25 protein-coding genes and 3 tRNA genes are annotated in these 25,532 nt (G+C 61.9%); 10 read left to right on the top strand and 18 right to left on the bottom strand.

All coding sequences use genetic code 11. The annotated features are described in order from the left end of the window. Nucleotides 1-179: 179 nt before the first annotated feature. The 3 genes from M0D65_RS04300 to M0D65_RS04310 are packed head-to-tail and all read left to right on the top strand — an operon-like array spanning nucleotide 180 to nucleotide 2,198. Nucleotides 180-776, top strand: coding sequence for an SCO family protein (locus tag M0D65_RS04300; RefSeq protein ID WP_266252024.1), 597 nt, complete (start codon nucleotides 180-182; stop codon nucleotides 774-776). Between the two features lie 21 nt (nucleotides 777-797). Continuing rightward, the gene (locus M0D65_RS04305; RefSeq protein WP_266251379.1) at nucleotides 798-1,277 is read left to right on the top strand and encodes a copper chaperone PCu(A)C; all 480 of its coding nucleotides are present in this window, start codon (nucleotides 798-800) and stop codon (nucleotides 1,275-1,277) included. A 9-nt stretch (nucleotides 1,278-1,286) separates the two neighbouring features. After that, the gene (locus M0D65_RS04310) at nucleotides 1,287-2,198 is read left to right on the top strand and encodes a cytochrome c oxidase assembly protein (RefSeq protein ID WP_266251380.1); all 912 of its coding nucleotides are present in this window, start codon (nucleotides 1,287-1,289) and stop codon (nucleotides 2,196-2,198) included. Nucleotides 2,199-2,247: 49 nt separating this feature from the next. On the opposite strand, the gene M0D65_RS04315 is transcribed toward M0D65_RS04310, so the two are convergent. Continuing rightward, entirely contained in the window at nucleotides 2,248-2,748 is a 501-nt protein-coding gene (locus tag M0D65_RS04315) for a GNAT family N-acetyltransferase (RefSeq protein ID WP_266251381.1), read from the bottom strand. A 202-nt stretch (nucleotides 2,749-2,950) separates the two neighbouring features. Here M0D65_RS04315 and M0D65_RS04320 point away from each other — a divergent pair, with 202 nt between their 5' ends. Both M0D65_RS04320 and M0D65_RS04325 read left to right on the top strand, forming a co-directional pair. After that, nucleotides 2,951-3,334 (top strand): hypothetical protein, encoded by a 384-nt coding sequence (locus M0D65_RS04320; protein ID WP_266251382.1) that lies wholly within the window; start codon nucleotides 2,951-2,953, stop codon nucleotides 3,332-3,334. Between the two features lie 40 nt (nucleotides 3,335-3,374). Then, nucleotides 3,375-4,277 carry a DapH/DapD/GlmU-related protein gene (locus tag M0D65_RS04325; protein WP_266251383.1) on the top strand — a complete coding sequence of 301 codons (903 nt, stop codon included), beginning with the start codon at nucleotides 3,375-3,377 and terminating at the stop codon, nucleotides 4,275-4,277. 62 nt (nucleotides 4,278-4,339) lie between these two features. Here the strand turns inward: M0D65_RS04325 and M0D65_RS04330 are convergent, their stop codons facing one another. The 3 genes from M0D65_RS04330 to M0D65_RS04340 form a co-directional block, all read right to left on the bottom strand. After that, nucleotides 4,340-4,798 carry a DUF2501 domain-containing protein gene (locus M0D65_RS04330; protein WP_091011602.1) on the bottom strand — a complete coding sequence of 153 codons (459 nt, stop codon included), beginning with the start codon at nucleotides 4,796-4,798 and terminating at the stop codon, nucleotides 4,340-4,342. Nucleotides 4,799-5,046: 248 nt separating this feature from the next. Next, entirely contained in the window at nucleotides 5,047-5,721 is a 675-nt protein-coding gene (locus M0D65_RS04335) for a glycine zipper 2TM domain-containing protein (RefSeq protein ID WP_091011601.1), read from the bottom strand. A 268-nt stretch (nucleotides 5,722-5,989) separates the two neighbouring features. After that, nucleotides 5,990-6,898 carry a LysR family transcriptional regulator gene (locus tag M0D65_RS04340; RefSeq protein WP_266251387.1) on the bottom strand — a complete coding sequence of 303 codons (909 nt, stop codon included), beginning with the start codon at nucleotides 6,896-6,898 and terminating at the stop codon, nucleotides 5,990-5,992. A gap of 141 nt (nucleotides 6,899-7,039) precedes the next feature. Between M0D65_RS04340 and blaOXA the strand changes: the two genes are divergently transcribed. Further along, on the top strand, nucleotides 7,040-7,852 hold the full coding sequence (gene blaOXA, locus M0D65_RS04345; RefSeq protein ID WP_266251389.1) for a class D beta-lactamase: 813 nt from the start codon (nucleotides 7,040-7,042) through the stop codon (nucleotides 7,850-7,852). Between the two features lie 11 nt (nucleotides 7,853-7,863). Here the strand turns inward: blaOXA and M0D65_RS04350 are convergent, their stop codons facing one another. Further along, nucleotides 7,864-8,457 carry a TetR/AcrR family transcriptional regulator gene (locus M0D65_RS04350; protein WP_266251392.1) on the bottom strand — a complete coding sequence of 198 codons (594 nt, stop codon included), beginning with the start codon at nucleotides 8,455-8,457 and terminating at the stop codon, nucleotides 7,864-7,866. A gap of 194 nt (nucleotides 8,458-8,651) precedes the next feature. Between M0D65_RS04350 and M0D65_RS04355 the strand changes: the two genes are divergently transcribed. Further along, nucleotides 8,652-9,443, top strand: a complete 792-nt coding sequence (locus M0D65_RS04355) for a hypothetical protein (protein ID WP_266251394.1) — start codon at nucleotides 8,652-8,654, stop codon at nucleotides 9,441-9,443. Between the two features lie 104 nt (nucleotides 9,444-9,547). On the opposite strand, the gene M0D65_RS04360 is transcribed toward M0D65_RS04355, so the two are convergent. The 5 genes from M0D65_RS04360 to uvrC all read right to left on the bottom strand — a co-directional run bounded on the left by M0D65_RS04360 (nucleotide 9,548) and on the right by uvrC (nucleotide 13,045). Further along, nucleotides 9,548-9,621 (bottom strand) — tRNA-Cys (locus tag M0D65_RS04360). A gap of 112 nt (nucleotides 9,622-9,733) precedes the next feature. Further along, nucleotides 9,734-9,809, bottom strand: a tRNA-Gly gene (locus M0D65_RS04365). Nucleotides 9,810-9,868: 59 nt separating this feature from the next. Further along, nucleotides 9,869-9,948: transfer RNA gene (locus M0D65_RS04370), tRNA-Gly, on the bottom strand. A gap of 127 nt (nucleotides 9,949-10,075) precedes the next feature. Continuing rightward, entirely contained in the window at nucleotides 10,076-10,669 is a 594-nt protein-coding gene (gene pgsA, locus M0D65_RS04375) for a CDP-diacylglycerol--glycerol-3-phosphate 3-phosphatidyltransferase (protein WP_091011596.1), read from the bottom strand. 135 nt (nucleotides 10,670-10,804) lie between these two features. Then, nucleotides 10,805-13,045, bottom strand: a complete 2,241-nt coding sequence (gene uvrC / locus M0D65_RS04380) for an excinuclease ABC subunit UvrC (RefSeq protein WP_266251396.1) — start codon at nucleotides 13,043-13,045, stop codon at nucleotides 10,805-10,807. 125 nt (nucleotides 13,046-13,170) lie between these two features. Here uvrC and earP point away from each other — a divergent pair, with 125 nt between their 5' ends. The 3 genes from earP to M0D65_RS04395 all read left to right on the top strand — a co-directional run bounded on the left by earP (nucleotide 13,171) and on the right by M0D65_RS04395 (nucleotide 16,983). Then, a complete protein-coding gene (earP, locus tag M0D65_RS04385) occupies nucleotides 13,171-14,385 on the top strand; it encodes an elongation factor P maturation arginine rhamnosyltransferase EarP (RefSeq protein ID WP_266251398.1) in 1,215 nt (404 codons plus the stop codon). Nucleotides 14,386-14,690: 305 nt separating this feature from the next. Continuing rightward, on the top strand, nucleotides 14,691-15,248 hold the full coding sequence (efp, locus tag M0D65_RS04390; protein ID WP_096717218.1) for an elongation factor P: 558 nt from the start codon (nucleotides 14,691-14,693) through the stop codon (nucleotides 15,246-15,248). 340 nt (nucleotides 15,249-15,588) lie between these two features. Continuing rightward, nucleotides 15,589-16,983, top strand: a complete 1,395-nt coding sequence (locus tag M0D65_RS04395) for a sigma-54 dependent transcriptional regulator (protein ID WP_266251402.1) — start codon at nucleotides 15,589-15,591, stop codon at nucleotides 16,981-16,983. A gap of 67 nt (nucleotides 16,984-17,050) precedes the next feature. Here the strand turns inward: M0D65_RS04395 and nagZ are convergent, their stop codons facing one another. From nagZ to lepA, 8 genes are all read right to left on the bottom strand, one after another. Continuing rightward, nucleotides 17,051-18,079 carry a beta-N-acetylhexosaminidase gene (nagZ, locus tag M0D65_RS04400; protein WP_266251404.1) on the bottom strand — a complete coding sequence of 343 codons (1,029 nt, stop codon included), beginning with the start codon at nucleotides 18,077-18,079 and terminating at the stop codon, nucleotides 17,051-17,053. A 72-nt stretch (nucleotides 18,080-18,151) separates the two neighbouring features. Further along, the gene (gene acpS / locus M0D65_RS04405; protein WP_266251407.1) at nucleotides 18,152-18,592 is read right to left on the bottom strand and encodes a holo-ACP synthase; all 441 of its coding nucleotides are present in this window, start codon (nucleotides 18,590-18,592) and stop codon (nucleotides 18,152-18,154) included. A 22-nt stretch (nucleotides 18,593-18,614) separates the two neighbouring features. Next, entirely contained in the window at nucleotides 18,615-19,379 is a 765-nt protein-coding gene (gene pdxJ / locus M0D65_RS04410; protein WP_266251409.1) for a pyridoxine 5'-phosphate synthase, read from the bottom strand. Continuing rightward, on the bottom strand, nucleotides 19,376-20,299 hold the full coding sequence (gene recO, locus M0D65_RS04415; protein WP_266251412.1) for a DNA repair protein RecO: 924 nt from the start codon (nucleotides 20,297-20,299) through the stop codon (nucleotides 19,376-19,378). Before recO ends, pdxJ begins: the two co-directional genes overlap by 4 nt. Further along, a complete protein-coding gene (gene era, locus M0D65_RS04420) occupies nucleotides 20,286-21,185 on the bottom strand; it encodes a GTPase Era (protein WP_091011588.1) in 900 nt (299 codons plus the stop codon). The genes recO and era overlap by 14 nt, the downstream gene beginning before the upstream one ends. 68 nt (nucleotides 21,186-21,253) lie before the next feature. Beyond that, nucleotides 21,254-22,531 carry a ribonuclease III gene (rnc, locus tag M0D65_RS04425; RefSeq protein ID WP_266251416.1) on the bottom strand — a complete coding sequence of 426 codons (1,278 nt, stop codon included), beginning with the start codon at nucleotides 22,529-22,531 and terminating at the stop codon, nucleotides 21,254-21,256. Nucleotides 22,532-22,706: 175 nt separating this feature from the next. Continuing rightward, nucleotides 22,707-23,600: a signal peptidase I gene (gene lepB, locus M0D65_RS04430; RefSeq protein ID WP_091011586.1), complete on the bottom strand. Its 894-nt coding sequence runs from the start codon at nucleotides 23,598-23,600 to the stop codon at nucleotides 22,707-22,709. 38 nt (nucleotides 23,601-23,638) lie between these two features. After that, nucleotides 23,639-25,432 carry a translation elongation factor 4 gene (gene lepA, locus M0D65_RS04435; protein WP_266251420.1) on the bottom strand — a complete coding sequence of 598 codons (1,794 nt, stop codon included), beginning with the start codon at nucleotides 25,430-25,432 and terminating at the stop codon, nucleotides 23,639-23,641. Between the last annotated feature and the right edge of the window lie 100 nt (nucleotides 25,433-25,532).

Genomic DNA, 25,532 nt, shown 5'->3' on the forward strand with positions numbered 1-25,532 from the left:
GCGGCGACGTGGGCCGGCGATTTGCGCTAGAGTCGCAGCCACGATGGCCTGTGCCGCCCGCGTCCGGTATTGAATCGAGTGCCCGCCACAGCCTTTGTTCCCCTGAATTCTTCCGCTAGACCATGCAAATGCAACCGCTTCGCCGTCGCGCGAGCCTGATACGCACGCGGCTCCCGCGCATGCTCGTTCTGTGCGCCGCGCTCGGCATACTGGGCGCAGCCGGCACGCTAACCGGTTGCTCGCGCGAAGCCGAGCCCTGGAAACTGACCGATGTGACCGGCCACCTGCCGGATCTCTCGTTCTCGCTCACCGGCGACGACGGCAAACCCGCCACCGGCGATACGTTCAAGGGCCGCACGTCGCTGGTCTATTTCGGCTACACGCACTGCCCCGATGTCTGCCCGGAGACGATGGCGCGGCTGATGCAGGTGCTGACCCAACTCGGTCCCGATGCACAGCAGGTGCGCATCCTGTTCGTGACCGTCGACCCGGCACGCGATACCCCGAAAGCGCTGCACGAGTATCTCGGCGCATTCGATGCGCAACATGCGCGCGGCCTGACGGGCAGCGACAGGCAGATCGAATCGATGGCGCAGCGCTACCGTGTCGCCTACCAGATGGAAAAGCGCGATCCGAACGGCGACTATGAAGTGACGCACAGTTCGGCCGTGTACATCTTCGATGCCGAGGGCCACGCGCGCCTGCTCGCCACCGATCAAGACTCGCCCGACGTCATCGCCCACGACGTGCGTCGTATCATCGACGCTCATTCCTGATCTTTGTTTGCTCGCCCCGCCATGACGATTTCGCTCACTTCACGCCGATTTGCACGCACCGCTGCTGGCCTCTGTGCGTTTGCCTTTGCGGGCATCACAACACCGCTCGCACATGCCGCCGCGGCTACACCGGTCATCACCGCGCAGAACGCCTGGGTCCGCTGGCTGCCCGGCACGCTGCCTGCTGCGGGCTACGTAACACTCGCCAATCGCGGCGACAAACCGGTCGATCTCGTCGACGTCTCGAGCAGCGACTACGGCAGCGCGATGCTGCATCAAACGGTATCGGCGGGCTCGACGCAGAAGATGGTGATGGTCGACAAGCTGACCGTGCCCGCGCACGGTAGCGTATCGATTGCACCGGGCGGCTATCACCTGATGCTCGAAGACGCAAAGCATCCGATCGCCCCCGGCAACACCGTGCATCTGCAACTGCACTTCTCCGACGGCGAAACGCTCGACACGCCGTTTGCAGTCAAACCGCCTGCCCAGCAAAACTGATCGCACACGATGAACCTGCTCTACTGGCTCGACCCGTGGGAACCGTCGCCGACCGTAGTCATCGTCATGCTGACCGCGGCGATCCTGTTCGCACGTGGGGCGCACAAGGCCAAGGTGTCGGTGCGCCGGCGCATCTCGTTCTGGTTCGGACTCGGTGCGCTGTACGTCGTACTGCATACGCGGCTCGATTACTTCTTCGAGCATGAGTTCTTCATGCATCGCACGCAGCATCTCGTGTTGCATCACCTCGGTCCGTTCTTTATCGCGCTGTCCTATCCAGGTGCCGCGTTGCGCGCGGGCATCCCGTTCCGCTGGCGGCAGCGCTTCGTGCGCCCTACGCTTGCGGCGCGCCCGGTGCGTGCGATTCTCGATGTGCTGATGCATCCGGTCGTCGCGGTCGCGCTGTTCGTCGGGTTGATCTACTTCTGGTTGCTGTCGCCGATTCACTTCGTCGCGATGCTCGACTGGCGGCTGTATCGCGTGATGAACTGGAGCATGGCGATCGACGGCCTGATGTTCTGGTGGCTCGTGCTCGACCCGCGACCGGCTCCGCCCGCGCGACTCTCGCCGGGACGGCGGGTACTTGTCGTGATCGCTGCGATTCCGCCGCAGATCGTGCTCGGTGCGTTCATCTTCTTTTCGTCGCGCGAACTGTACCCGGTGTATTCGATCTGCGGACGCGCGTTCACGTGGCTTAGCCCGATGCGCGATCAGCAGATCGGCGGCCTTCTGTTGTGGATTCCCGGTTCGATGATGAGCGTGATCGGCGCGGTGTTCGCGCTGCGCAACTGGATGCGACTGTCGGCACGGGCACGATTGCGCACCCGGCATGTGGGGCCGCCGGCGTCCGCACCGCGCGGGCCTTCCTCGCTTACGTCGAATGTAGTGGATACGTCGCGCCCGCAACCCGCGCGCAACTGATTACGTCAAGCGACGGCGCGTTGGCGAACACCTCGCGCCGCCGGTTCCTTCAGGCCGAACGCATCCAGACGTGCAGAATGCCGTCTTCTTCATGCTCATCGGAGATCGGCTCAAAACCGAACGCGCCGTAGAACGGCTGCAAATGCGCCTGCGCATGCAGACGAATCGGCACGCCGGGCCACTGCGCGTAGATATGAGTCAATGCGCGCTCGAGCAGCGCGCGACCGATACCCATGCCGCGAAAATCAGGCATCGTCAGTACGCGGCCGATGCGGATATCGGCGTCGTTGATATCCGGCAGCAGCACGCGTAGATAACCGGCAAGCGCCGGCCGCGCATGGCTGAAGGTGCTGTACGCACTCAGATGCCACGCCTGCGTATCGAGCCCATCGACATCGCCATATACGCAATTCTGCTCGACCACGAACACGGCACTGCGGGCAGCGAGAATGTCGTAGACCTCGGCGGGAGCAAGGTCGTCGAACGCTTTCCAGCGCCATTCGAAGTGGGAGGTCGCCGCATGTGCGTCGGCGTGCTGGGGATCGGTCATGGAGTGTGGTTGAGAAAGTGCGCGAGGCGTGAGCGGATGGCTCGATTATGCCGGGACCGGCCGGTGATCGCCAAGTGCGCGCGTTGAAGGTTCTCTCGCGGTTGTCTTTTCGAGCGACCGGGTAGCGCTACGCGCCGAGCTCATCGCCGCATCGGCTACCATCGTCGTCTCGTGCCACTTCGCGATTCACTGCCCCACTCCCATGACACGCACCTCGCTCGTGATCCGTCTCGTGTTCGCAATCTGTCTGCTCGCCGCGAGCGTCAATCATGTCATCGCTGTCGTGCAGCACGGTGTGTTGTGGGACTATGGCTTCGGCTCGCGCGCACCGCTCGCGAGCCGCATCTACTGGAGCGCGCTGACGCTGTTCGATCCGCTCGCGATCGTGCTGCTGTTCGTGAGACCGCGCGCAGGCATCGTGCTGACGGTGCTGATCATCGTCAGCGACGTCGTGCACAACACGTACTATGTGGCGATGGCCGGCCTGTGGACAGCGCCGTTCTATCTATCGCAGGTCGTGTTCCTTGTGTTCGTGCTCGCCGTTGCACCGCTTGCGTGGCGCAGGCAGGCCGCGGCCCTGCAGTGATCGACTTCGCGATATCGCGGCACAGAAAGGAGAATCTTCGATGACGACGCTTCAACGAACCGGCCACCGCTACCGGGACACCGAAACCGGCAAGACGATCGACGTGTGGTTCCCGCAAACGGGCGCGCAGCTAAAGCGCGGTTGCCTCGCGGAGAAAGTCGGACTGATTGCAGGCGACTTCGTCGACATCACGATCGAATCCTTCGACGCGCCGCCCGTCTCGACGGAAGATGCGTACCTTCGGCTGCACCTGCTATCGGAGCGGACCGTGCAGCCAAACGCGATCAATCTGGACGGAATTTTCGGCTGGCTGCCGAACGTGGCGTGGACCTCGGCCGGGCCCGTGCTGCCCGACAAGGTCGATGTGCTGCGCGACCGCGTGGCGGCCGAGTTTCATCACTTGACGGTGGCGTCGGTCGACCGCTTCCCGCGCATGACCGACTACGTCGTGCCCGACGGTGTGCGCGTTGCCGATGCAGACCGCGTGAGACTCGGCGCGCATCTGGCCGCGGGAACCACCGTGATGCACGAAGGTTTCGTGAACTTCAATGCGGGAACGTTGGGCGAATCGATGGTGGAAGGCCGCGTGACACCCGGTGTGACGGTCGGCAAGAATTCAGACGTCGGTGCGGGTTCGTCCATCATGGGCACGCTGTCCGGCGGCGGCAAGACGAAGAATGCGATCGGCGAGCGCAGCCTGCTCGGCGCGAACGCGGGCATCGGCATTTCGCTTGGCGACGAATGCATCGTCGAAGCGGGCCTCTACGTGACTGCGGGGACGAAAGTGAAGATGCCCGATGGCAGCGTAGTCGCTGCGCGGACGCTATCGGGTCGCTCGGGGTTGCTGTTTCGCAGAAACAGCCAGACGGGGGCGGTAGAAGTACTCGCTACCGATTCATCCCGTTGGGGAGGATTGAACACCGCGCTGCATAGCAACGACTAGGTCGATGCGCGGTACGCGGTACGCTGCCTGGTCATTGCCATGTAGCGTACCGCGTCATGCATTTACAGCAGCGACTTGCCTTGCGACAGGATCTTGTCGCAGACCTGCTTCGTCACCTGCTCTTTCAGGCCGCCACCGCCGCTCAGGTCGACCTGCTTGCCGTTGCTGCCGCTCAGGATGCCCTGGGAGCCCTGCGTGTAGCCGCTATCCGAAGTGGACGAACCACCGGGCAGCTTGCTCATCAGCGAGTCCTTGACGGACGACGCGCTGTCGCCGCTCAGGTAGTTGTTCTTGATGCAGAACTGCAGCACGCCGGCGACGTTGCCCGTGCTGCCCGAGGTCAGCGACGACCCCGACAACGAGCTGCCGAGCCCACCGAGACTTCCAAGTCCACCAGACGACGAACTGTTCGACCCGCCCCCTGGCAGCAGATTGCCGAGTTGCGCATGCGCGGCCGAAAACGGCAGCAATGCGGCGAACAGGATTCCTGTAGCTGCGGCGCGATACGTGCGTACTTTCATACTCATCCTCCTTGGGTCGACTGAAGTTGTTTCTACTTACTATAGTGCTTTTGACACCTACGACCGGCACGGACTCATGCGGTTCAGTCGAATTGCACGATTCGCCATCGGAAGTACATCGGTCGTCGCGCACACCGGATCCGGACATGAGACCCGCAGGCACTCATAACGCATAGACAGGCTATGCGAGTGAATTCGCAGGTCTGCCAGGTACCGGCAACACCAGGGCCGCGACGAACGATATTTCGTTAGCCCGCGCCGACAATTCCGTTGTCGTCGACCCGTACACGTTGACCGACGCCGAATTCAGGCGGACGCTGATAGGTCATCACACGCGTCGTGCCGTCGGCCATCCGTACACGGACCTGGTAGTCGGTCTCGCTGCGCAGATGCTGCTCGGCCGTGTTACCCGCAAGGCCACCCGCCAGTACGCCGACGATCGTCGCCGCAGTGCGGCCGTTGCCGCGTCCGAACTGGTTGCCGAGCAGGCCACCTGCCGCCGCGCCGCCGACAGCACCGAGGCCGGTGCCATGGCCTTGCTGCGTAACCGGCGTAATCGATTCGACGGTGCCGACATCGCGATCGACGATCACTTGAGGCTGCGGTTGGGGCTCATAACGCGGTGCGGTATGCACGGGGCGCGACGCGACATGGACAGGCCGGCGCACCACCGGTGCGGCAGGTTGCTGGACCACAGGCTGCTGAGCCTGGACAACCGGTGCAGGCTGCACAGCGGGCGTAGCGGAAGCCGCCGCGACCTGGGCGCTTTGTTGTTGCGCCGTGGACGGTGCATCGTCGCTATGTGCTTTCGGGAGAATGCCGGTCATCGCTGCGATACCAACGGCGCTCGCAAGAATGACGGCGCCGGCCGCGGTTGCGACGAGCGGATGAATGCGACTGGATGACTGATTTGCGTTGTCCATCATGATCTCCGGGCGATGGCCCTTGAGTGAAGATGGAGCGCAGTGTGGATTGTAAGGAGAATGAATTCAACGGCAAGTTGTAACGGCCTGTACGCCCCATGTGCCTCAGAAAAGCCGCCGACGTGCACGCCATTTAACGTATGTCGACCGCAAAAGGGCGACAGATAAGGATCGGCAAAAATGGCCTGCGCGCATTTAACATTGATGTGCACGGAACACTTTACCGATAGTTACAATCGACTTACTCAGAACGCAATGGCGAAGCGCATCAGGACGAAACCGTGGCCGCTTCGAACGACGTGTCGATCGTTTCCCCGCTGACCTCTCCCACGATCCAGTCGTTAAAGACGCGCATCGCGTGGGTCGGTGCCTTGCCCTTCTGCATGGTCAACCAGTAACTGCCCGAATCGACCTCGATATCGAACGGCTGGACGAGGCGGCCCGCGCGTATCTCGTGCTCGAACATCGCGGTCGGCGCGAGCGCGACGCCGGCGCCCTGCATCGCGGCCTCGACCATCAGCCGCGATGAATCGAACACGGGGCCGCGCACCGGACGCGGCGGAATCTGTGCCGCGGCAAACCAGTTGGTCCAGTCGCCGATGCGGTACGAGCGCAGCAGCGTTTCACCGGCGAGATCGCCGGGCACCTTCAGGCGCCTCGCGACTTCGGGAAGGCACAGCACCGACAGCGGCGCATCGAGCAACTTCAGCGCGAGCGAACCGGGCCATGTACCGTCGCCGAAGCGGATCGCGAAATCGAGTCCTTCGGTGGCAAGATCGACGACGTTGTTGTTCGTCATGAGACGCAACTCGATAAACGGATGCGTGGCGCGAAATGCAGTGAGCCGCGGCATCAACCAGCCGACAGCAAACGTACCCACCACGCCGACCGTCAGCACCTCGTGAAAGCGGCCGTTTTCGAATTGCCGCAGCACCGCTTCCATACGATCGAATGCTTCGGTCAATACCGGACAGAGCGCGAGGCCCTCGTCGGTCATCGCGAGTCCGCGCGGCAAGCGCTTGAAGAGCGCCGTGCCGAGCCGAGCTTCGAGCATCCTGACCTGCTGGCTGATGGCGGCTTGCGTGACACTCAGTTCGAGCGCCGCCTTGGTAAAACTCAGATGTCGCGCTGACGATTCGAATGCGCGCAGCGCGTTGAGCGGTAACTGGAGTCGCATGGGTCTGGCATTAGCTTTTCTTGTGGGTGCGTCAATTTATCATCGTTTGTCGATGGGGCGGAAACCGGCGATAGTCTGCGCTGCGACATGCTCGATCAACCAGCAACCGGTCGCCAATCACCCCGCCACGGAGGCGAATCGATGTACCTGCGACGCTTTTTGTTGAGCCTTGCCACAGCCGGACTCGCCGCTTCTTCTGTGCAAGCCAGAACGATCTGCACAGTGATGGCCGATGCCGGGTCCCAGAAAATCTTCATGCAGCAAGGCGAGTGCAACGAACGTGTGACGTCCGCGTCCACCTTCAAGATCGCGATTAGCCTGATGGGTTTCGACTCGGGCTTTCTGAAGGATGCGCACACGCCGGCACTGCCGTTTCGCGAAAGCTACCCCGACTGGGGTGGTCCGGACTGGCGTCAGACTACGGACCCGACACGGTGGATCAAGTACTCGGTCGTGTGGTTCTCGCAGCAGGTCACGCAGTCTCTCGGCGCAGCGCGCGTCCAGCAATATGTCGACGCGTTCCAGTACGGCAATCGCGATCTGTCCGGTGACCCGGGCAAACATAATGGCCTCGTGCACGCGTGGGTCGATTCTTCGCTACAGATATCTCCGCTTGAGCAAGTGTCGTTTCTGGAGAAGGTCGTCAACCGGCGCTTGCCCGTTAGCGCCCATGCGTATGACATGACGAACCAGATCACGGAAGTGACCCGGTTACCCGGCGGCTGGGACGTGCACGGCAAACCCGGCACCGGTTTTCCGCGCGCAGCGGACGGCACCGACGATACCGCTCATGGCTATGGCTGGTTCGTCGGGTGGGCGACGAAAGGAACGCAGACCGTCGTGTTCGCGCGTCTGACGCAGGACGAAAGGAAGGAGCCTGGTACGACCGGCATGCGGAATCGCGATGCGTTATTGAAGGAGTTGCCCGGTATTCTGAAGTCGCATGCGGATTGAAGGATGCGGTATCAACGCGTGCTTTCGGCCAACGCGTGCGACTGAATCCTCGCCTGATTCAGCAGTGACTCGGCGGCCTGCCACGCACGCACTGCAGCAACCGGATCGTTGACGGCACGCGCCTCGACCGTCGCACCGTCGAGCAGCATCATGAAAACGTTGCCCAGTTGCTTCGCGGCATCGGGCGACACGACATCGGCGAGCAATTCGGCGATCCAGTTCGCAATCTTTTGACGGTAGCGGATCGCCACCTCCGACACTTTCGGATACGTCGTTCCGAACTCCGCCAGCGCCCGCTCGAACAGGCAGCCGGCAAACTCAGGCGTGTGAAACCACGCGCCGTACCAGTCGAAGATGGCCTTCACGCGATCGGTCGGGTCGACGAGCGGCAACACGCTCTGCTCGAGACTGCCGACGATATACGTGTAGCGCTGCTCCAGCACTTCCCTAACGAGATCGTCCTTGCCCGCGAAGTGCCGGTACAGCGTCATCCTCGCTACGCCTGAATCGTCGATGATCCAGTCGACCCCGACAGGATGAAAACCGTGCTTCGAAAAGAGCGCGGTCGCTGTATCCACGACTTGCTGGCGCTTGCTTGCGCGCATGGCTCACCTCTCTGGACAGACGTGGGGCATATTAGCATTGGGGATCAACGAGGCGGCATAGGCGTGACGACCGTGGCAAAATCATGGCGCCGCGCCTAAAGCGAATACAGAAATAGTCCAATACATCAACCGTGAGCGCATCAGATTCCATTGCGCCATGTCAACGCTACCGAAGCGCAGAACGGGGGACGGGAATGAATAAGGTTACGTTCGAGCAATGTGTCGAGGGCGCGTGGCGCGACGCAGCGAACTTCATCGGGAGGTACCCTCTATTCGTTGTCGCGCTCTCGGCAGGCCTCTTCTTCATTGGTGTCGCAAGGAATGAACTGCGTGGATCGCATTCGTTTTCTGTATTTCTTGCGCTCGGTGCACTGTGGTTACTCAGACTTCTGCTCATCACCGTCTCAGCCGTGCAAACACTACGACACGTATTGCTCCGCCATGAAACTGCGATCGCACGCGCATCTGCTTGCTGGAGCTATCTGAAGTACGGCGGACTGGTTTATGGCTTCGCGGCCTGCACGATGGCGCTCATGGCGGTGATCGTCATCCTCATGATCGTTGCGTTTCACATGCTCGGCATTCGCGTGCACGAGCTTGCCTCCGGCGCAGTAGTCATCTGCATCGTCGTCATGTTCGCTATATGGGTACATGTACGGCTCAGTCTGCTACCCATTCATGTTGCAATCGGCATGCCGCTGCACTGGCGCGCTGCCTGGCGCGACTCGCGCGGACACTGCCTGGGCATCCTTGGAACCTATCTGGCGATCTCGCTGACACTTGCCTTCGTCGCGCTGATAGTTGGAGTGATAGCCGGAGCCGTTGCCGGAATATTCCCGGGAGCACTCGCCGAGAATCGCGGTCTCCTCACGAAGTCCATACAGGACCTGCTTTCCATTCCAGCAGTAGTGGTCGTGTCAGCCGGTTCGGCCTGGATCTATCGGCGTTATGCAGCAGAGTTGCTTACGCAGTCTGGTGCTGGGTAAGCCGGCCCTGCTCCACAGGCGCCTTGGCAACTGCGCCACAAAGATAGACGCGTGCTCCAAAAAGAAAAGCCCCGACAAGTCGGGGCTTTTCTTTTTTCAACTGCTGGAGGCGCGAGCCGGAGTCGAACCGGCCTGGACGGCTTTGCAGGCCGCTGCATAACCGCTTTGCTATCGCGCCGTAAGCGGACTACCGAACCGTCGTCTTCACTTCAACTGCAACGGTTCGCAGATGGGTGCAATGGCCAACCGGCCGGCCAAACAAAAAGGGAAGCGTTGCTTCCCCGTATGTCTGGAGCGGGAGACGAGGCTCGAACTCGCGACCTCAACCTTGGCAAGGTTGCGCTCTACCAACTGAGCTACTCCCGCGTTTTACTGCATGTACAACAACGTTCACTCGACACGGCATGCAAACGCTGCTTCAAATCTGGAGCGGGAGACGAGGCTCGAACTCGCGACCTCAACCTTGGCAAGGTTGCGCNCGCTCTACCAACTGAGCTACTCCCGCGTTTTACTGCATGTACCCTGCTGCGCCAGACCTGCCCGCAGCGGAGAAACGAGATTATGTATAAACCGCTGAAACGTGTCAAGCCCTTCGAAGGCGGCCGTTCAGGCGGGCCGGGCTCCTGGCGGCGTCAGGCCATTCCGCCGCGCTCGCGAATCTGCGGCCACGCGAGCTTCATGTAATACAGCATCGACCAGATCGTCAGGACCGCGGCCAGATAGATGAGCCACAGCCCCCACACGCGCGTATCGACGACGATCCCGCCGCCGAACGGCACCGGACCGTAGAACAGCAGCATCGGGATCGCGACCATCTGGCAGGCCGTCTTGAACTTGCCGAGCGAATTGACCGCCACGCTTTTCGACGCGCCGATCTGCGCCATCCACTCGCGCAGGGCCGAAATCGCAATCTCCCGGCCGACAATCACCAACGCGATTGCCGAGTCGAGTCGCGCGACCTGTACCAGCACGAGCAGCGCCGCGGTCACCATCAGTTTGTCGGCAACGGGGTCGAGGAAGGCGCCGAACGCGGACGTCTGGTTCCATTTACGGGCCAGAAAGCCATCGAACCAGTCGGTCAGCGCCGCCAGAATGAAGATCGCCGCGGCAGCCCAGTTACGGTGTAGCGGGCTCATCATCATGTCGGGCAGATAAAACACGCCTACGACAAGCGGAATCAGCACGATCCGCAGCCACGTCAGAAAGATCGGGAAATTAAACGGCATGGGCAGGCGCTGCTTCTGACAAGGGAGTTGCAATTGTGCCGCGTCGCCGGGCCTGCCACAAGCAACGTGGCCTGGCCCGGTAACGCGGTGCGGCGCGCCTCGATGAATCTGACGAAGACGCGAAAAAATGCGGTATCAATGGAGTTGCCGGTAAATCTGTTCGGCGAGTGCGAGCGAAATGCCTTCGACGCTCGCGAGATCGTCGATACTCGCCGCCACGACGCCACGCAATCCGCCGAACCGCGCCAGCAACCGCTGACGACGCTTCGCACCGATGCCTTCGAGCTCTTCGAGCCGCGACGTCTGGCGTGTTTTAGCACGCTTTGCGCGCATGCCCGTGATCGCGAAGCGGTGTGCCTCGTCGCGAATCTGTGCGACGAGCATCAACGCGGCGCTCTCCTTGCCGAGTTCAAGCGACGGCCGGCCGTCGGCGAACACCAGCGTCTCGAGTCCGACCTTGCGCCCCTCGCCCTTCGCGACTCCGACCAGCATGCCGAGATCGAGACCGAGTTCGGTGAACACCTGTCGCGCGATTTCAACCTGACCTTTACCGCCGTCGATCAATACGATGTTCGGCAGTGTGGCGCTTGGGGTGGCAGATTCGGCAGCGGTACCGACGGCTGCATCGGGGGCGGCTTCGGGGGCAACATCGGGTTGCGGCTCAGCAGATCCAGCAGCTTCGGTCGCATCAGAAGCAGCATTCGCCGCCGCTTGCGCAACCATCTTTTCGTAGCGCCGCGTCAGCACCTGACGCATCGCCGCATAGTCGTCGCCAGGCGTGATGTCGTTGATGTTGTAGCGGCGATACTCGCCCGACTGCATCTTGTGATGGTGATAGACGACGCACGACGCCTGAGTCGCCTCGCCCATCGTATGGCTGATGTCGAAACATTCGATGCGTAACTGCGCGAGGTCCTCGCATTCGAGACCGAGTGTGTCGGCAAGCACGCGCGTACGCGCCTGTTGCGAACCCTGCTCCGACAGCAGCCGTGCCAGTGCGAGCCGTGCATTCTGCTCGGCCATACCGAGCCATGCGCGCTTCTGCCCTTGCGGCTGCCGCAGCACCGTGACCTTGTGGCCGGCCTGTTCGATCAGCAGATCGACGAGTTCGCGATTCGCCGGCGCGTGGCTCACCACGATGACCGGTGGCACACGATTGCCCAGGTAGTGCTGCGCAATAAAAGCTTCGAGCACTTCGGCCTCGATGCCGGTTGGCAGGCGCTTACGGCCGGTGCTGACCGGACCGTCTATGGCTTCTTTTGATGCTTCGGCTTCGTCGGTCTCGTCTGCGTCGGCATCGGCATCGCTCTCTTCTTCATCATCGCTTCGTTGCGCAGAAACTTCGTCAGTACGCGAAGGCAAATCCCCGAGTTGCGATACTGCTTCGGCAACGATAGATGCATCGTCCACGAGCGGTGCCTGCACCTCGTCGTCGGCACCCGGGCCGCCCTCTTCGAGAGTCAGCACGCTCTCGACATGCGCAGGGAAATACGCCTTGTCGCCGAGATGCCGCCCACCGCGCACCATCGCGAGATTCACGCAGACGCGGCCGCCCAGCGCGACGACCGCAAGAATATCGACGTCGCTGTCACCACCGACTTCGATCGCCTGCTGATGCAGCACAGTAGACAGCGAACTCATCTGGTTGCGCACCGCTGCCGCCTGTTCGAACTTCAGTTTGGCGGCGAATGCGTGCATCTTCTGCTCGAGCTCGTTCATCACTTCGCTCTGCCGGCCGAGCAGAAAACGCGATGCGTTCGCCACATCGTGCGCGTAGTCCTCTTCGTTGATCGCGCCGACACACGGTGCCGTGCAACGGCCGATCTGATGCAGCAGGCAAGGTCGCGTGCGATTGTTGAACACCGAGTCTTCGCAGGTGCGCAACTGAAACACGCGCTGCAGGATCTGGATGCTTTCGCGCACCGCCCATGCGCTCGGAAACGGACCGAAGTACTGGTTCTTGCGATCGACGGCGCCGCGGTAGTACGCCATGCGCGGAAACGCATGCCCGGTGAGCTTCAAATACGGATACGACTTGTCGTCGCGAAAGAGGATGTTGTAGCGCGGCACGAGCGCCTTGATCAGATTGTTTTCGAGCAGCAGCGCTTCGGCTTCGGAGCGCGTGACCGTCGTTTCGATGCGCGCGATGCGCGTCACCATCATCGCGATGCGCGGCGACAGCAGCGTCTTCGTGAAGTAGCTGGACACGCGCTTCTTGAGATCGCGCGCCTTGCCCACATACAGCACGGCGCCGTGCACGTCGTAATAGCGGTAGACGCCTGGCAGATGCGGCAACTGGACGAGCACCTTCTTCGCATCGAAGGGCTCGGCTGCGGCGGGTGTGCCAGAAGCGGGGGAAACGTCGGTTCGAGTCATGCGGGGTAGAAATCGGCACCGCGCGACGGTGCGCGGAGCAAGCAGATGAACGGACAGCGGTAGCTGCTTTAGAATCGTCAGTTTAGAACATTCCGCACGCGCCCGGCCGCCGGGCGCTCGCCGCCATGTCCTCCGCCTCGTCTTCCACTGCCGTTTCTTCCGTGCCCTCGACCGACACGACACACGCGCCGACCGATATCGCGTGCGACATCTTTTGCGCGGTCATCGACAACTTCGGCGACATCGGCGTGTGCTGGCGTCTCGCGCGACAACTGGCCGGCGAGCATGGCTGGCAGGTGCGCATATTCGTCGACGATCTGCATGCGTTCCAGAAGCTTTGCCCTGCACTCGACACCGCGCGTGCCCGGCAAACCGTAGACGGCATCGCGATCGAACACTGGCACGAACCCACGCATGCTGGCGAGACGATCGAGGTCGCGGATGTCGTGATCGAAGCGTTCGGTTGCGAACTGCCGCCCGTGTACGTCGCGGCAATGGCACGCCGCGAACGCGCGCCGGTATGGCTGAACCTCGAGTATCTGAGCGGCGAAGATTGGGTCGCCGATTTTCATCTGCGCTCGTCGCCGCATCCGCGCTATCCGCTCATCAAGACGTTTTTCTTCCCGGGCCTCGGGGCCGGTACGGGCGGCGTGCTGAAGGAGCGCACGCTAGACGCTGCGCGAGCGGCGTTCGAAAACTCATCGGATACCCGCGCCGCCTGGTGGCATCACGCGACCGGCACTCCACCGCCGGATGCCGACGCAACCGTCGTTTCGTTATTCGCCTACGAGAACCCCGCCGTCGACAGCCTGCTTGAGCAGTGGCGCGACGGCACCGGGCAAGTCGTACTGCTGGTGCCGCAAGGTCGCATCTCGGGCGCGGTGGCGCGCTTCTTCGGCGCAAGGTCGTTTGCTGCGGGCCACCACGCGTCGCGCGGCAATCTGCGCGCCCATGCGCTCGCGTTCACCGACCAACCGGGCTACGACCGGCTGCTCTGGGCCAGCGACATCAATTTCGTCCGCGGCGAGGACTCGTTCGTCCGGGCGCAGTGGGCCGCGCGGCCATTTGTCTGGCACATCTATCCACAAGCCGACGATGCCCATCTGCCGAAGCTCGATGCCGCCCTCGCCCACTATGCCGCCTCCCTCCCCGGTCCAGCGGCTGCGGCGCTCAGCCGCTTCTGGCACGCCTGGAACGGTGTTGGGCAACCCGACTGGGCCGATTTCCAGCAACATCGCGCCGCCTTCGATACCCGTGCGGCCCAATGGGCGCAGGAACTGTCGGTCATCGGCGACCTCGCTGGAAATCTGGCCGAATTTGCAAAAAGTCAGTTAAAATAAGCGGTTATCCAGCGGATAGCGCTGCCCAAGCGGCGCCAGTCGTTGGCAATAAACAAAAGCAACAGCGCGCAGCAACGGCGAAAGGTCCACCCAGAAGTCCGGACCCGGCGAAGAAAATTCGTCGCGCCCCACCGGCTCCCCGGTGTGCGGCACCGTTTCAGCGTCGGCTGGTCACACGTCGAGAACAGGATTACCTGACCGCAAGAAGCGGCAAAAACGGCAGAAATCGCGGAAGCATTGCAAGCCAACCGTAGGCCGTCTCGCACAGTTGAATTCGGGCAATTTATTTCGTACAGGACAGTTTTATGAAGATCGCACAGGAACTCCGCACGGGCAACGTCGTGATGATCGGCAGCGACGCCATGGTGGTGCAAAAAGCCGAGTACAACAAATCGGGCCGTAACTCCGCCGTCGTCAAGATGAAGTTCAAGAATCTGCTGACGGGCGCAGGCATGGAAACAGTCTACAAAGCCGACGACAAGTTCGACGTCGTCCAGCTGGAACGCAAGGAAGTCACCTACTCGTACTTCGCCGACCCGATGTACGTGTTCATGGACGCCGACTACAACCAGTTCGAAGTCGAAGCCGAAATGATGGGCGACGCGCTCAACTACCTGCAGGACGGCATGGCCTGCGAAGTCGTTTTCTACAACGAAAAAGCGATCTCCGTCGAACTGCCGACCACGCTGGTCCGTGAAATCATCTACACGGAACCCGCGGTGAAGGGCGACACGTCGTCGGGCAAGGTGCTGAAAACAGCGAAGCTGAACACCGGCTACGAGCTGCAAGTGCCGCTGTTCTGCAATATCGGCGACAAGATCGAAATCGACACCCGCACGAACGAGTACCGCAGCCGCGCCTGACCGGCGGCCTGAGCGGGACCGCTTCGGGCGGTTCAACTCAGCGGTAAAAAAGAAAAAGCGCCCACGTGGGCGCTTTTTCTTTTTTGCGCGACCGTGTATGGTTGAAGCAATCTTTACCGGTCAAATTTTCTAATTTGCCTTTCTCAACCCAGTCCTGTTACTAGCGCGAATCTCAAGCAATTGATTTAGTTGAATAATTTTCAATGGCATGCTCTCTGCTTATTAGCAGGTCGATCCATACGACTTTGATTCAAAGGGTACGCCGGCCAGCAGCACGCAGCACGTGCCGTCCGGATGAAAAAATTATCGGTTGTCGATTCACTTAAATTTTGCGCTCGCCATGCCACATGCCCTGATTGTCGAAGACGATCCCAATAGCCTGTCCGGCCTGTCCGCGATCCTCGCCGCCGACAGCTTCTCCGTCGACACCGCCACGACGCTTGCCGAAGCGCGCGCCGCATTGACGCGCTTCATTCCCGATGTCGTGCTGGTCGATCTGAATCTGCCCGACGGCAGCGGCCTCGACCTGTTGCAACATCTGCCCGCGCAGCCGCCCGGCGGCGCCTTGCCCGTCATCGTGATGACCGGCAATGCGACCGTCGAAAGTGCGATCGAAGGGCTGCGCCACGGCATCTGGGACTATCTGCTGAAGCCGGTCAATATTCCGCGTCTGCGCAGTCTGCTCGCGCGCATCCCGCGTCCTTACGAGCTGACCGAAGAAGTCCAGACGCTGCGCACGACATTGCGCCAGCTGGGCCGCTTCGGGCCGATGATCGGGCGCAGCGGCGCGATCCAGCATGTGTACGACGCGATCGAACAGCTCGCCCCAACCGAAGCCGCCGTGCTGATTTCCGGCGAAGCGGGCACCGGCAAGAGCGTCGCGGCACGCACGCTGCACGAGATGAGCCGGCGCCGCAAAGGTCCGTTCGTCGTATTCGATTGCCGGGCCGACATTGCTCCGGCCCTCGGCGAAGGCGGCAACCGGTCGGTCGAAAGTCTGCTGCTCGGCCACGAACGCGGCGCATTCAACGGTGCCGAACAGCGCGAACCCGGTCTGTTTGAACAGGCAAGCGGCGGCACGCTCTACATCAACGAGATTGCCGAGTTGCCGCGCGAATTGCAGGAGGCCCTGCTACGCGCACTCGATTCGCAGACGTTCATGCGTGTCGGCGGGACCAACCAGGTGGTGACCGACTTCCGGTTGATCGCATCGACGCGCAAGCCGCCGCGCACGGCGATTGCCGACGGTTCGCTCCACGAAGACCTCGGCCTGCGCCTCGAAGCCGCTTCGCTGACGCTGCCGCCGCTGCGCGAACGCAGCGACGACCCGGCCCTGTTCGCCGAAGCACTCGTCGACGAGCTGAGCCGTGCCGCGAACGCGCACGGTGTGGCGGATTCGACGCGTCTGGTGAGTCCGAACTTTATCCGCGAATGCCTTTCGTATGACTGGCCGGGCAACGTGCGCGAATTGCAGGAACGCGTACGACGTGCGTACCAGGCATCGGGTGACGTGCTCGATTCGTTGCGTGCCGACGAGTCCGGTGCGGCGGGCACACGCGATCTGAACGGCAGCCGCGTGCAGGTGACGGTCGGCACACCGCTCGCCGACGTCGAAGAAATGCTGATTCGCGCGACGCTCGATGCTGTCGGCGGTACGCGGCATCGCGCTGCTTCGCTGCTCGGTATCAGTCCGAAGACGCTCTACAACAAGCTGCAGCGGATGCGGTTGAATTGATCGTGGTTGATGGTCTGGCGGCGTGCGCATTGCACGCCGCCAGAGCTAGCGTCACAGCGTCACTGCGCTACGCCATAACGCTACGCACCAGTGCCTGCGCCTGCTGATACTGCTGCTCGGTCGCGAGCTTGCTCCATTTGAGCGCCTTGCCGCGCGGACGCATGCGCTTCAGACGCCGCTGCGACGCTTTCGACGGCGTGAAGCGCAGCGCGTCGAGCACCTTCTCCGCTTCTGCGGGCTGATTGCAGATCAGCACCATGTCACAACCGGCTTCGAGCGCGGCGGTCGCGGCTTCGGTCAGCGAGCCCCCCTGGCGAGCCGCCTCCATCGACAGATCGTCGCTAAAAATCGCGCCAGGAAAACGCAGCTTGCCGCGCAAGATCTCCTGCAACCACACGCGCGAAAAACCAGCCGGCTTCGAGTCGACCTTCGAGTAGATCACATGCGCCGGAAGCACCGCCGTAAGCGCCAGACCGAGCCAGTCGTACGGCGCGCCGTCGTCGCGCAGGATCGCTTCGAGCGGCCGGTCGTCGACCGGCATCGCGACATGCGAATCGGCGTGCGCAAAGCCATGCCCCGGAAAGTGCTTGCCGCAATTCGCCATGCCCGCTAGCGCGAGTCCGTGATTCAGACTCTTCGCCAGCATCGCGACGACACGTGGATCGCGATGGAACGCGCGATCGCCGATCACCTGCGACTGTCCGTAGTTCAGATCGAGCACCGGCGTGAAGCTCATGTCGATGTCGCACGCGCGCAGCTCCGCCGCGAGCACATAGCCGACAGCAGTCGCGACTTTCGTCGCGTGCAGCACGTCCTCGTCCCATAACTTGCCGAGCACACCCATCGCGGGCAGCACGGTAAATCCGTCGGTACGAAAACGCTGCACGCGACCGCCTTCGTGGTCGACGGCGATCAGCAGGTCTTCGCGCACTTCGCGAATCGCATGCGTGAGCGCACCGAGTTGCGCGCGGTTCTCGTAGTGACGGGCGAACAGGATCACGCCGCCGGTCATCGGGTGCGCGAGGCGGCGTTTGTCGTCGTCGGTCAGCGTCTTGCCGACCACGTCGAGCATCACCGGTCCAGGTGTGGTTTTCATCAGATAGGGCAACAGGAAAGCCAGAAAGAGAAAAGCGCGGCGAGCTTCGCCACGCTGTTTGAAATCATGCGTTCAATCGACAAGGGGCCCGCTTGACGCAGCCGGAGCAGCGTTTTCCGCCGCGGTCTCGGCAATCACGAACGACACCGCGTAGTCGTGCTCGTCGCTGATCGTCACGCGCGCCGTAATGCCGCGTGTGGCCAGCCATTCGGCGAGTTCACCAGAGGCCACGACGATGGGTTTGCCGCTCGGTTCGTTGAGCGTCTGCAGTGCGCGCCACGTCATCGGCCAGCGCATGCCGAGTCCGATCGCTTTCGAGAACGCTTCCTTTGCCGAAAAACGCGTGGCGAGGAACGCGAGGCCGCGTACCGCGGAACGCGCTGTGCGTGCGTGATAGATGCGCAGCTCGTCGGGTCCGAGCACCTTCTCGGCAAACCGTCCGTTTGTGCGCGTCATGACCGCCGCTACGCGGCTTACCTGAACGATGTCGGTACCGATGCCGTAGATCGCCATGTGCCGGGCGTCCGTGTCAGCGCTACGCGCGCGCGGCGAGACGCGCGGCGACCATGATCGCCTTCATCTCGCGCACAGCGTTGTCCCAGCCCGCGAAAATCGCATGCGCGACAATCGCGTGGCCGATGTTCAACTCGACGATGCCTGCGATCGCCGCAATCGCTTGCACGTTGGTGTAATGCAGCCCATGCCCGGCATTGACCTTCAAGCCCAGCGATACACCGAGCTCGACGCCGCGCACTACCCGCTCGTACTCGCGCTGCTGCTCGCCTGCGTCGTGCGCTTCGGCGTATCGGCCAGTGTGGAGTTCGACGACCGGTGCGCCGGCTTCGTGCGACGCGCGGATTTGCGCTTCGTCGGGATCGATGAACAGCGACACACGCGAGCCCGCTTCGGCCAGTTGCTTGCAGGCCGCGCGCACCGACTCGAACTGACCGGCGACATCGAGACCGCCTTCGGTCGTCAGTTCCGCGCGCTTTTCGGGGACGAGGCACACGTCGTGTGGCTTCACGCCGCAGGCGATGTCGAGCATCTCCTGAGTGATCGCGCATTCGAGATTCATGCGCGTCTTCAACAACGGACGCAAGGCATGGACATCCGCGTCGACGATATGCCTGCGATCCTCGCGCAGATGCAGCGTGATCGCATCGGCGCCGGCCTCTTCGGCCATCAGTGCCGCGCGGATCGGATCGGGGTACGAGGTGCCGCGCGCATTGCGCAGCGTAGCCACGTGATCGATGTTCACACCGAGGTCGATGGCGGTCGGCGAAGTAAGAAAGAAGCTCATAAGTTCTGCAGGTCGATCAGGATCTGGCGCGTCGCAAGCGGCGTGCCGCCAAGGTAGATATTCAACAGAAAGCGCATCAGCGTTTTGCTTTGCGCGACGGTTTGCGGGCGTTGGTAATCGTCGCGTTCCATGTCGAGCAAGGTCTGGCCCGCGATCACCGGCCATTGTGTGGGGAGATCGTCGGTGGCTTCGCGCACGCCGCGCTCCGGGTCGAACACGTAGCGGCCGTCGGCTTCGACGGCGCGACGTGCAACGGTGCGATCGAGGGCGAGTGCGTAACCGGTTTCGCGCAACAGCACACGCTCGAACGAACGCAGCACCTGGACCGGAGGTTCGTCGTGCGCAAGACGCGTCATCGTCACGACATAGTGCTGGAACAGCTGCGGATGCGGGTCTTCACGCGCACAGAACTTGACCAGCAGTTCGTTGACGTAGAAGCCGCACAGCAGCGCATCGCCGGCCAGCGGCAACATGCCGCCGACCCATTCGGCACCGGTCAGCGTGCGGACTTCGCCCTTGCCGGACCACGATAACGCAAGCGGCTGGAATGTCTGCAACACGCCGCGCAGAGCTGAATGCGGCCGCTTTGCGCCTTTTGCGACGAGCGCAAGACGCCCGTGATCGCGCGACAGCACATCGATGACGAGGCTCGTCTCGCGATAGGGATAGCTGTGCAACACGAACGCGGGTTGCTCCGCGATCCGGTATTCGGACGCGGCTGCGCGTGGGGAACGACGAACGGGAGTCTTGCGTGTGTCGCTACTGGTGGTGTCGGTCGCTGCGGTTGAATTTGCCGTACTACGCGCCCCCGCGGCCTTTTTCGTCTTGCGCGGCGCGCGTGCGGGTTCCGGCGCGGCCGGTTCAGTGGTGTCCGGGTCCGCGTCGGATGGCAGTGTCATCCATGCGTCATTCGTACCCATACGCACGAAGCCCGGCTTCGTTGTCGGCCCAGCCGCTCTTCACCTTGATGAAGGTTTCGAGGTACACCGGGCCGTCGAACAGCTTTTCCATGTCGACGCGGGCGTCGGTGCTGATCTGTTTGAGCTTCGCGCCCTTCTGGCCGATGATCATCGCCTTGTGACCGTCGCGCTCGACCATGATCGTCGCGAAGATGCGACGCAGCCGGCCTTCGGTTTCGAACTTCTCGATCACCACCGTGCTCGTGTACGGCAGTTCGTCGCCGGTCCAGCGGAACACCTTTTCGCGCAGGATTTCCGCGGCCAGGAAGCGTTCGCTGCGATCGGTCAGTTCGTCTTCGCCGTAGATCGGATCGCCTTCCGGCAGATACGGCCGGACGGTCGTCATCAGACGCTTGATGTCGTCGAGGTTCTTCGCCGACAGCGGCACGATCTCCTTGAACTCGCGCAGCGCGCTCACCTGCTGCATGAACGGGAACAGCGTGGCCTTGTCCGTCACGCGGTCGAGCTTGTTCGCGACGAGCAGCGTCGGCGCCGAAGCGGGAATCAGATCGAGTACTTTCTGGTCGTCGGGCCCGAAGCGCCCGGCTTCGATCACGAACAGCACTGCGTCGACCGACGTGAGCGTCGAAGTCACCGCGCGATTCAGAGACCGGTTCAGCGCACCGCTATGTTGTGTCTGGAAGCCGGGTGTATCGACGAAGATGTACTGCGCGTCGTCGAGCGTGTGGATGCCGGTGATGCGGTGACGCGTCGTCTGCGCCTTGCGCGACGTAATGCTGACTTTCTGGCCAACGAGCGCGTTCATCAGCGTCGACTTGCCGACATTCGGACGGCCGACGATCGCGACCATGCCGCAACGAAAACCAGAGGGAGTGGGAGCGTTCATATTCGGGTTACCGCAAGTTCAGTGGGAGGCGGCGTGCGACGCACGCCGCGTCATCGGGCATCGGTCGATCAATGGCCGGCATCGGCGACGCGCGGCAGCGGCACGTCGGCGGGACCGGGTTCGAGTGCGGCTGCGGTTTCAGCGGCGGCGGACTCCGCCGGCACGTCCTGGGCCGGGTCGCGGCCATTGCGATGCGTTACCGGCTTGTCGACGCCGCGGAGTGCTGCGTCGGCCTTCTCGGTAGTTTTATCAGTGGCTTTTTCGGTGACTTTTTCCAGCGACTTTTCGAGCGCCCGGACGGCGACCGCGTTGTCTGTTTTGGCGGCGTTGTCTGTCTTGTCCGCACGTTCGGCCTTTTCGCGGTCCGGGCGCTCGGTTTTGTCCTTATCCGCCGACGATGCCGCCGCCTGGCTATATTCGACGTGCGCAGCGCGGATCACGGCCAGCGGTGCTGGAGCCGGGGCCGGCGCTGCCTGTGCGGGAACGGGCCGCTCAGCGGTAGTTTCGACCGCCACCGGCTTCGGCTCGCTGCGCGCCGCCCGCTCGCTCTTGCGGTCGGGTGCGCGCAAATCGAGTGCCGTCTGCACGCCGGTCACGCCTGGAACGATCTCCGGCTCGGCATGTTTCGCCGTTCGCGCCCCCTTCGAGCGCCGCGGCTTCGCCACCACGGCCGGCGCGGCAGCCATCACCTCGTCGAGCGCTTTTTTGGCCGCAGCCTGCTCGGCAGCCCGGCGGCTCGCGCCCGATCCGGACACCTTCACATCCAGCTTGGGCACCGTACACTCGACCTCGAACTGCTGATTGTGCGCCGCACCATGCGTCGCGACGACAGTGTACGTGGGCAACGGCAGCTTGTGACCCTGCAGATATTCCTGCAACAGCGTCTTGGAATCCTTGCCCAGCGTGCGGGGATCGATGTGATCGAGAATCGGCACATACAGGCGCTTGATCACCGTCTGCGCGGCCTCAAAGCCGCCGTCGAGAAAGATGGCGCCGAGAATCGCCTCGAGCGTGTCTGCGAGGATAGACGGACGGCGGAAGCCGCCGCTACGCAGTTCGCCCTCGCCGAGCCGCAATTCGTCGGAAATATTGAGGGCCTGAGCTATTTCGTACAGCGACTGCTGTTTGACCAGGTTGGCGCGGACACGTGACAGATCGCCTTCGTCCAGTTTGCTGAAACGCTGGAACAAAAGTGCGGCTACCGCGCAATTCAGAACGGAATCGCCGAGAAATTCGAGCCGTTCGTTATGCGTGGCACTGTGACTGCGGTGTGTCAAAGCCTGGCGCAACAATTCCGCATTGCGAAATTCGTAGCGCAAACGGCTTTCCAACTGAGATGAGGGCATGTGCAGAGTATAACGCGGGCGCCTCGCCCGGCGGGAACGCGGGACGACCGACGAAAAACCGTCGCGTAGCGACGTTACCGCACGTTCTTAAAGTAGCGTGAGAACACGCCGCAGGTCATGCGACGTGTTTACGTAAGCTCGAGCGAGGCAGAATGCGCGCGCAGTTGTCGCGCGATCAGTGGAAGAAGCCGATGCGTTTCAGGTTGCTGAAATTCATCCAGATGAAGAACGCGCGACCCACGATGTTCTGATCGGGTGCGAAGCCCCAGTAGCGACTGTCCGCACTGTTATCGCGGTTGTCGCCCATCATGAAGTAGTTACCGGGCGGCACCTTGCAGATCACGCCGCGCGAGTTGTACTGGCAGTTGTCGCGATACGGATAATCTTCTGCGCCCACGATGAACGGCGGTACTGCAGGATTGTTCAGAATCGCGTTCTTGCGGCCGTCGATGTCTTCTTCGAACTGCTTCGCATAACCGATGCGCTCTTCGTCGAAGTAATCGGGCAGCGCCGTTTCGGGCACGGGCTTGCCGTTGATCGTCAGTTGCTTGTCCTGGTACGCGACGACGTCGCCGGGCAGGCCGATCACGCGTTTGATGTAGTCGACCGATTCGTCTTTCGGATAGCGGAACACGACCACGTCGCCGCGTTGCAACGGGTTGCCCTGCGTGATCTTCGTGTTGACGATCGGCAGGCGGATGCCGTAATCGAATTTGTTGACGAGGATGAAATCGCCTACCAGCAAGGTCGGCACCATCGATCCCGACGGGATCTTGAAAGGTTCGACTACAAACGAGCGTACGACGAACACCACCAGAATGACCGGGAAAAAGCTCGCCGAATACTCGAGCCACCACGGCTGCCGAAGCTTCTCGTCACGCAGGCGGGCGCGCGTTTGCGGCGCGTTCTCGTCGGCGAAGCGCTCGCCTACGCGTGTCTGCTGGCGGTCGAACTCGGCGACTGCCGCGTCCGCCGCGCGCCGCCGTTGCGGCACGAAAATCAGTTTGTCTGCGACCCATGCAATTCCCGTCAAGACGACGAGCACAAAAAGAATCAGCGCAAAATTCATACGGGGTTCCAGTTATCGGATTTGTTTTTGTCGGGCGGTTACTTGTCTTCGACGCGCAGGATAGCAAGGAAAGCTTCCTGCGGGATTTCAACGGAGCCGACCTGCTTCATCCGCTTCTTGCCTTCTTTCTGCTTTTCGAGCAGCTTCTTCTTACGCGAGATGTCGCCACCGTAGCACTTCGCCAGCACGTTCTTGCGCAGCGCCTTGATGTTCTCGCGCGAAATGATGTGCGCGCCGATCGCTGCCTGGATCGCGACGTCGTACATTTGACGCGGGATGATTTCGCGCATCTTCGCAGCCACTTCGCGGCCGCGATACTGCGACTGCGAGCGGTGCACGATCACTGAAAGCGCATCGACCTTATCGCCGTTAATCAGCATGTCGACCTTCACGACATCCGACGCGCGATTTTCCTTGAACTCGTAATCCATCGACGCATAACCGCGCGACACCGACTTCAACCGGTCGAAGAAGTCGAGCACGATTTCCGCCATCGGGATCTCGTACGTGAGCTGGACCTGACGGCCGTGATACTGCATGTTGATCTGGCTGCCGCGCTTTTGCGTGCACAGCGTGATCACCGAGCCGACATATTCCTGCGGCATATACAGGTTCACGGTGACGATCGGCTCGCGAATCTCTTCGATTCTCGACGGATCGGGCATTTTCGCGGGGTTCTCGACGCTGATCGTCGAACCGTCCTGCAGCAAGACCTCGTAGACGACCGTCGGCGCGGTCGTGATCAGGTCCATGTCGAACTCGCGCTCGAGCCGTTCCTGCACGATCTCCATGTGCAACAAGCCAAGGAAGCCGCAGCGGAAACCGAAACCGAGTGCCTGCGAAACTTCAGGCTCGTATTGCAGCGAGGCGTCGTTGAGCTTCAGCTTTTCCAGCGATTCACGCAGTGCGTCGTACTGATTCGCCTCGACCGGATACAGCCCGGCAAACACCTGTGGCTTGACTTCCTTGAAGCCGGGCAACGGTTCTGCCGCGGGTTTTGCGACATGCGTGATGGTGTCGCCGACCTTCGTAACCGCCAGTTCCTTGATGCCCGCAATGATGAAACCCACCTGACCCGCGGACAGCGAATCGAGGTTCTTCGACTTCGGCGTGAACACGCCGGTGTGCTCGACCGGATACTGCGCGCCGGCCGCCATCATCTTGATACGGTCCTTCGGACGCACCGTACCGTTGACGATGCGCACCAGCATCACGACGCCGACGTAGTTGTCGAACCAGGAGTCGATGATCAACGCCTGCAGCGGCGCGTTCGGATCACCCTTCGGAGGAGGTACCTTGATGATCAGCGCCTCGAGCACATCCTCGACGCCTAATCCGGTTTTCGCGCTGCAATGCGTGGCATCTGTAGCGTCGATGCCGATCACGTCTTCAATTTCGGAAATCGCGTTTTCGGGATCTGCCGCCGGCAAATCGATCTTGTTCAGGACCGGCACGACTTCGACACCGAGTTCGATCGCCGTGTAGCAGTTCGCCACGGTTTGCGCTTCGACGCCCTGGCTCGCATCGACGACCAGCAGCGCGCCTTCGCAGGCGGACAGCGAACGGCTCACTTCGTACGAGAAGTCGACGTGCCCAGGCGTGTCGATCAGATTGAGGTTGTAGGTCTCGCCATTGCGTGCGCGATACGACAACGCAGCGGTCTGCGCCTTGATGGTGATGCCCCGTTCGCGTTCGAGATCCATCGAATCGAGCACCTGGGATTCCATTTCGCGGTCGGACAGACCGCCGCACAGCTGGATGATGCGATCGGCGAGCGTCGACTTGCCATGGTCGATGTGCGCAATGATCGAGAAATTACGAATATGATCCATTCAGTACCGATCAAGCAAAAAAGGCGCGCCCGGACGGTTGCGGAGCACGCCTTGTAAGTAGGTGAAAAACTTATCTATTTTAGCCGAAAAGGGGGTCGCC

The organism is Paraburkholderia sp. CHISQ3, assembly GCF_030464945.1.
GTDB classification, from domain to species: Bacteria; Pseudomonadota; Gammaproteobacteria; order Burkholderiales; family Burkholderiaceae; genus Paraburkholderia; species Paraburkholderia megapolitana.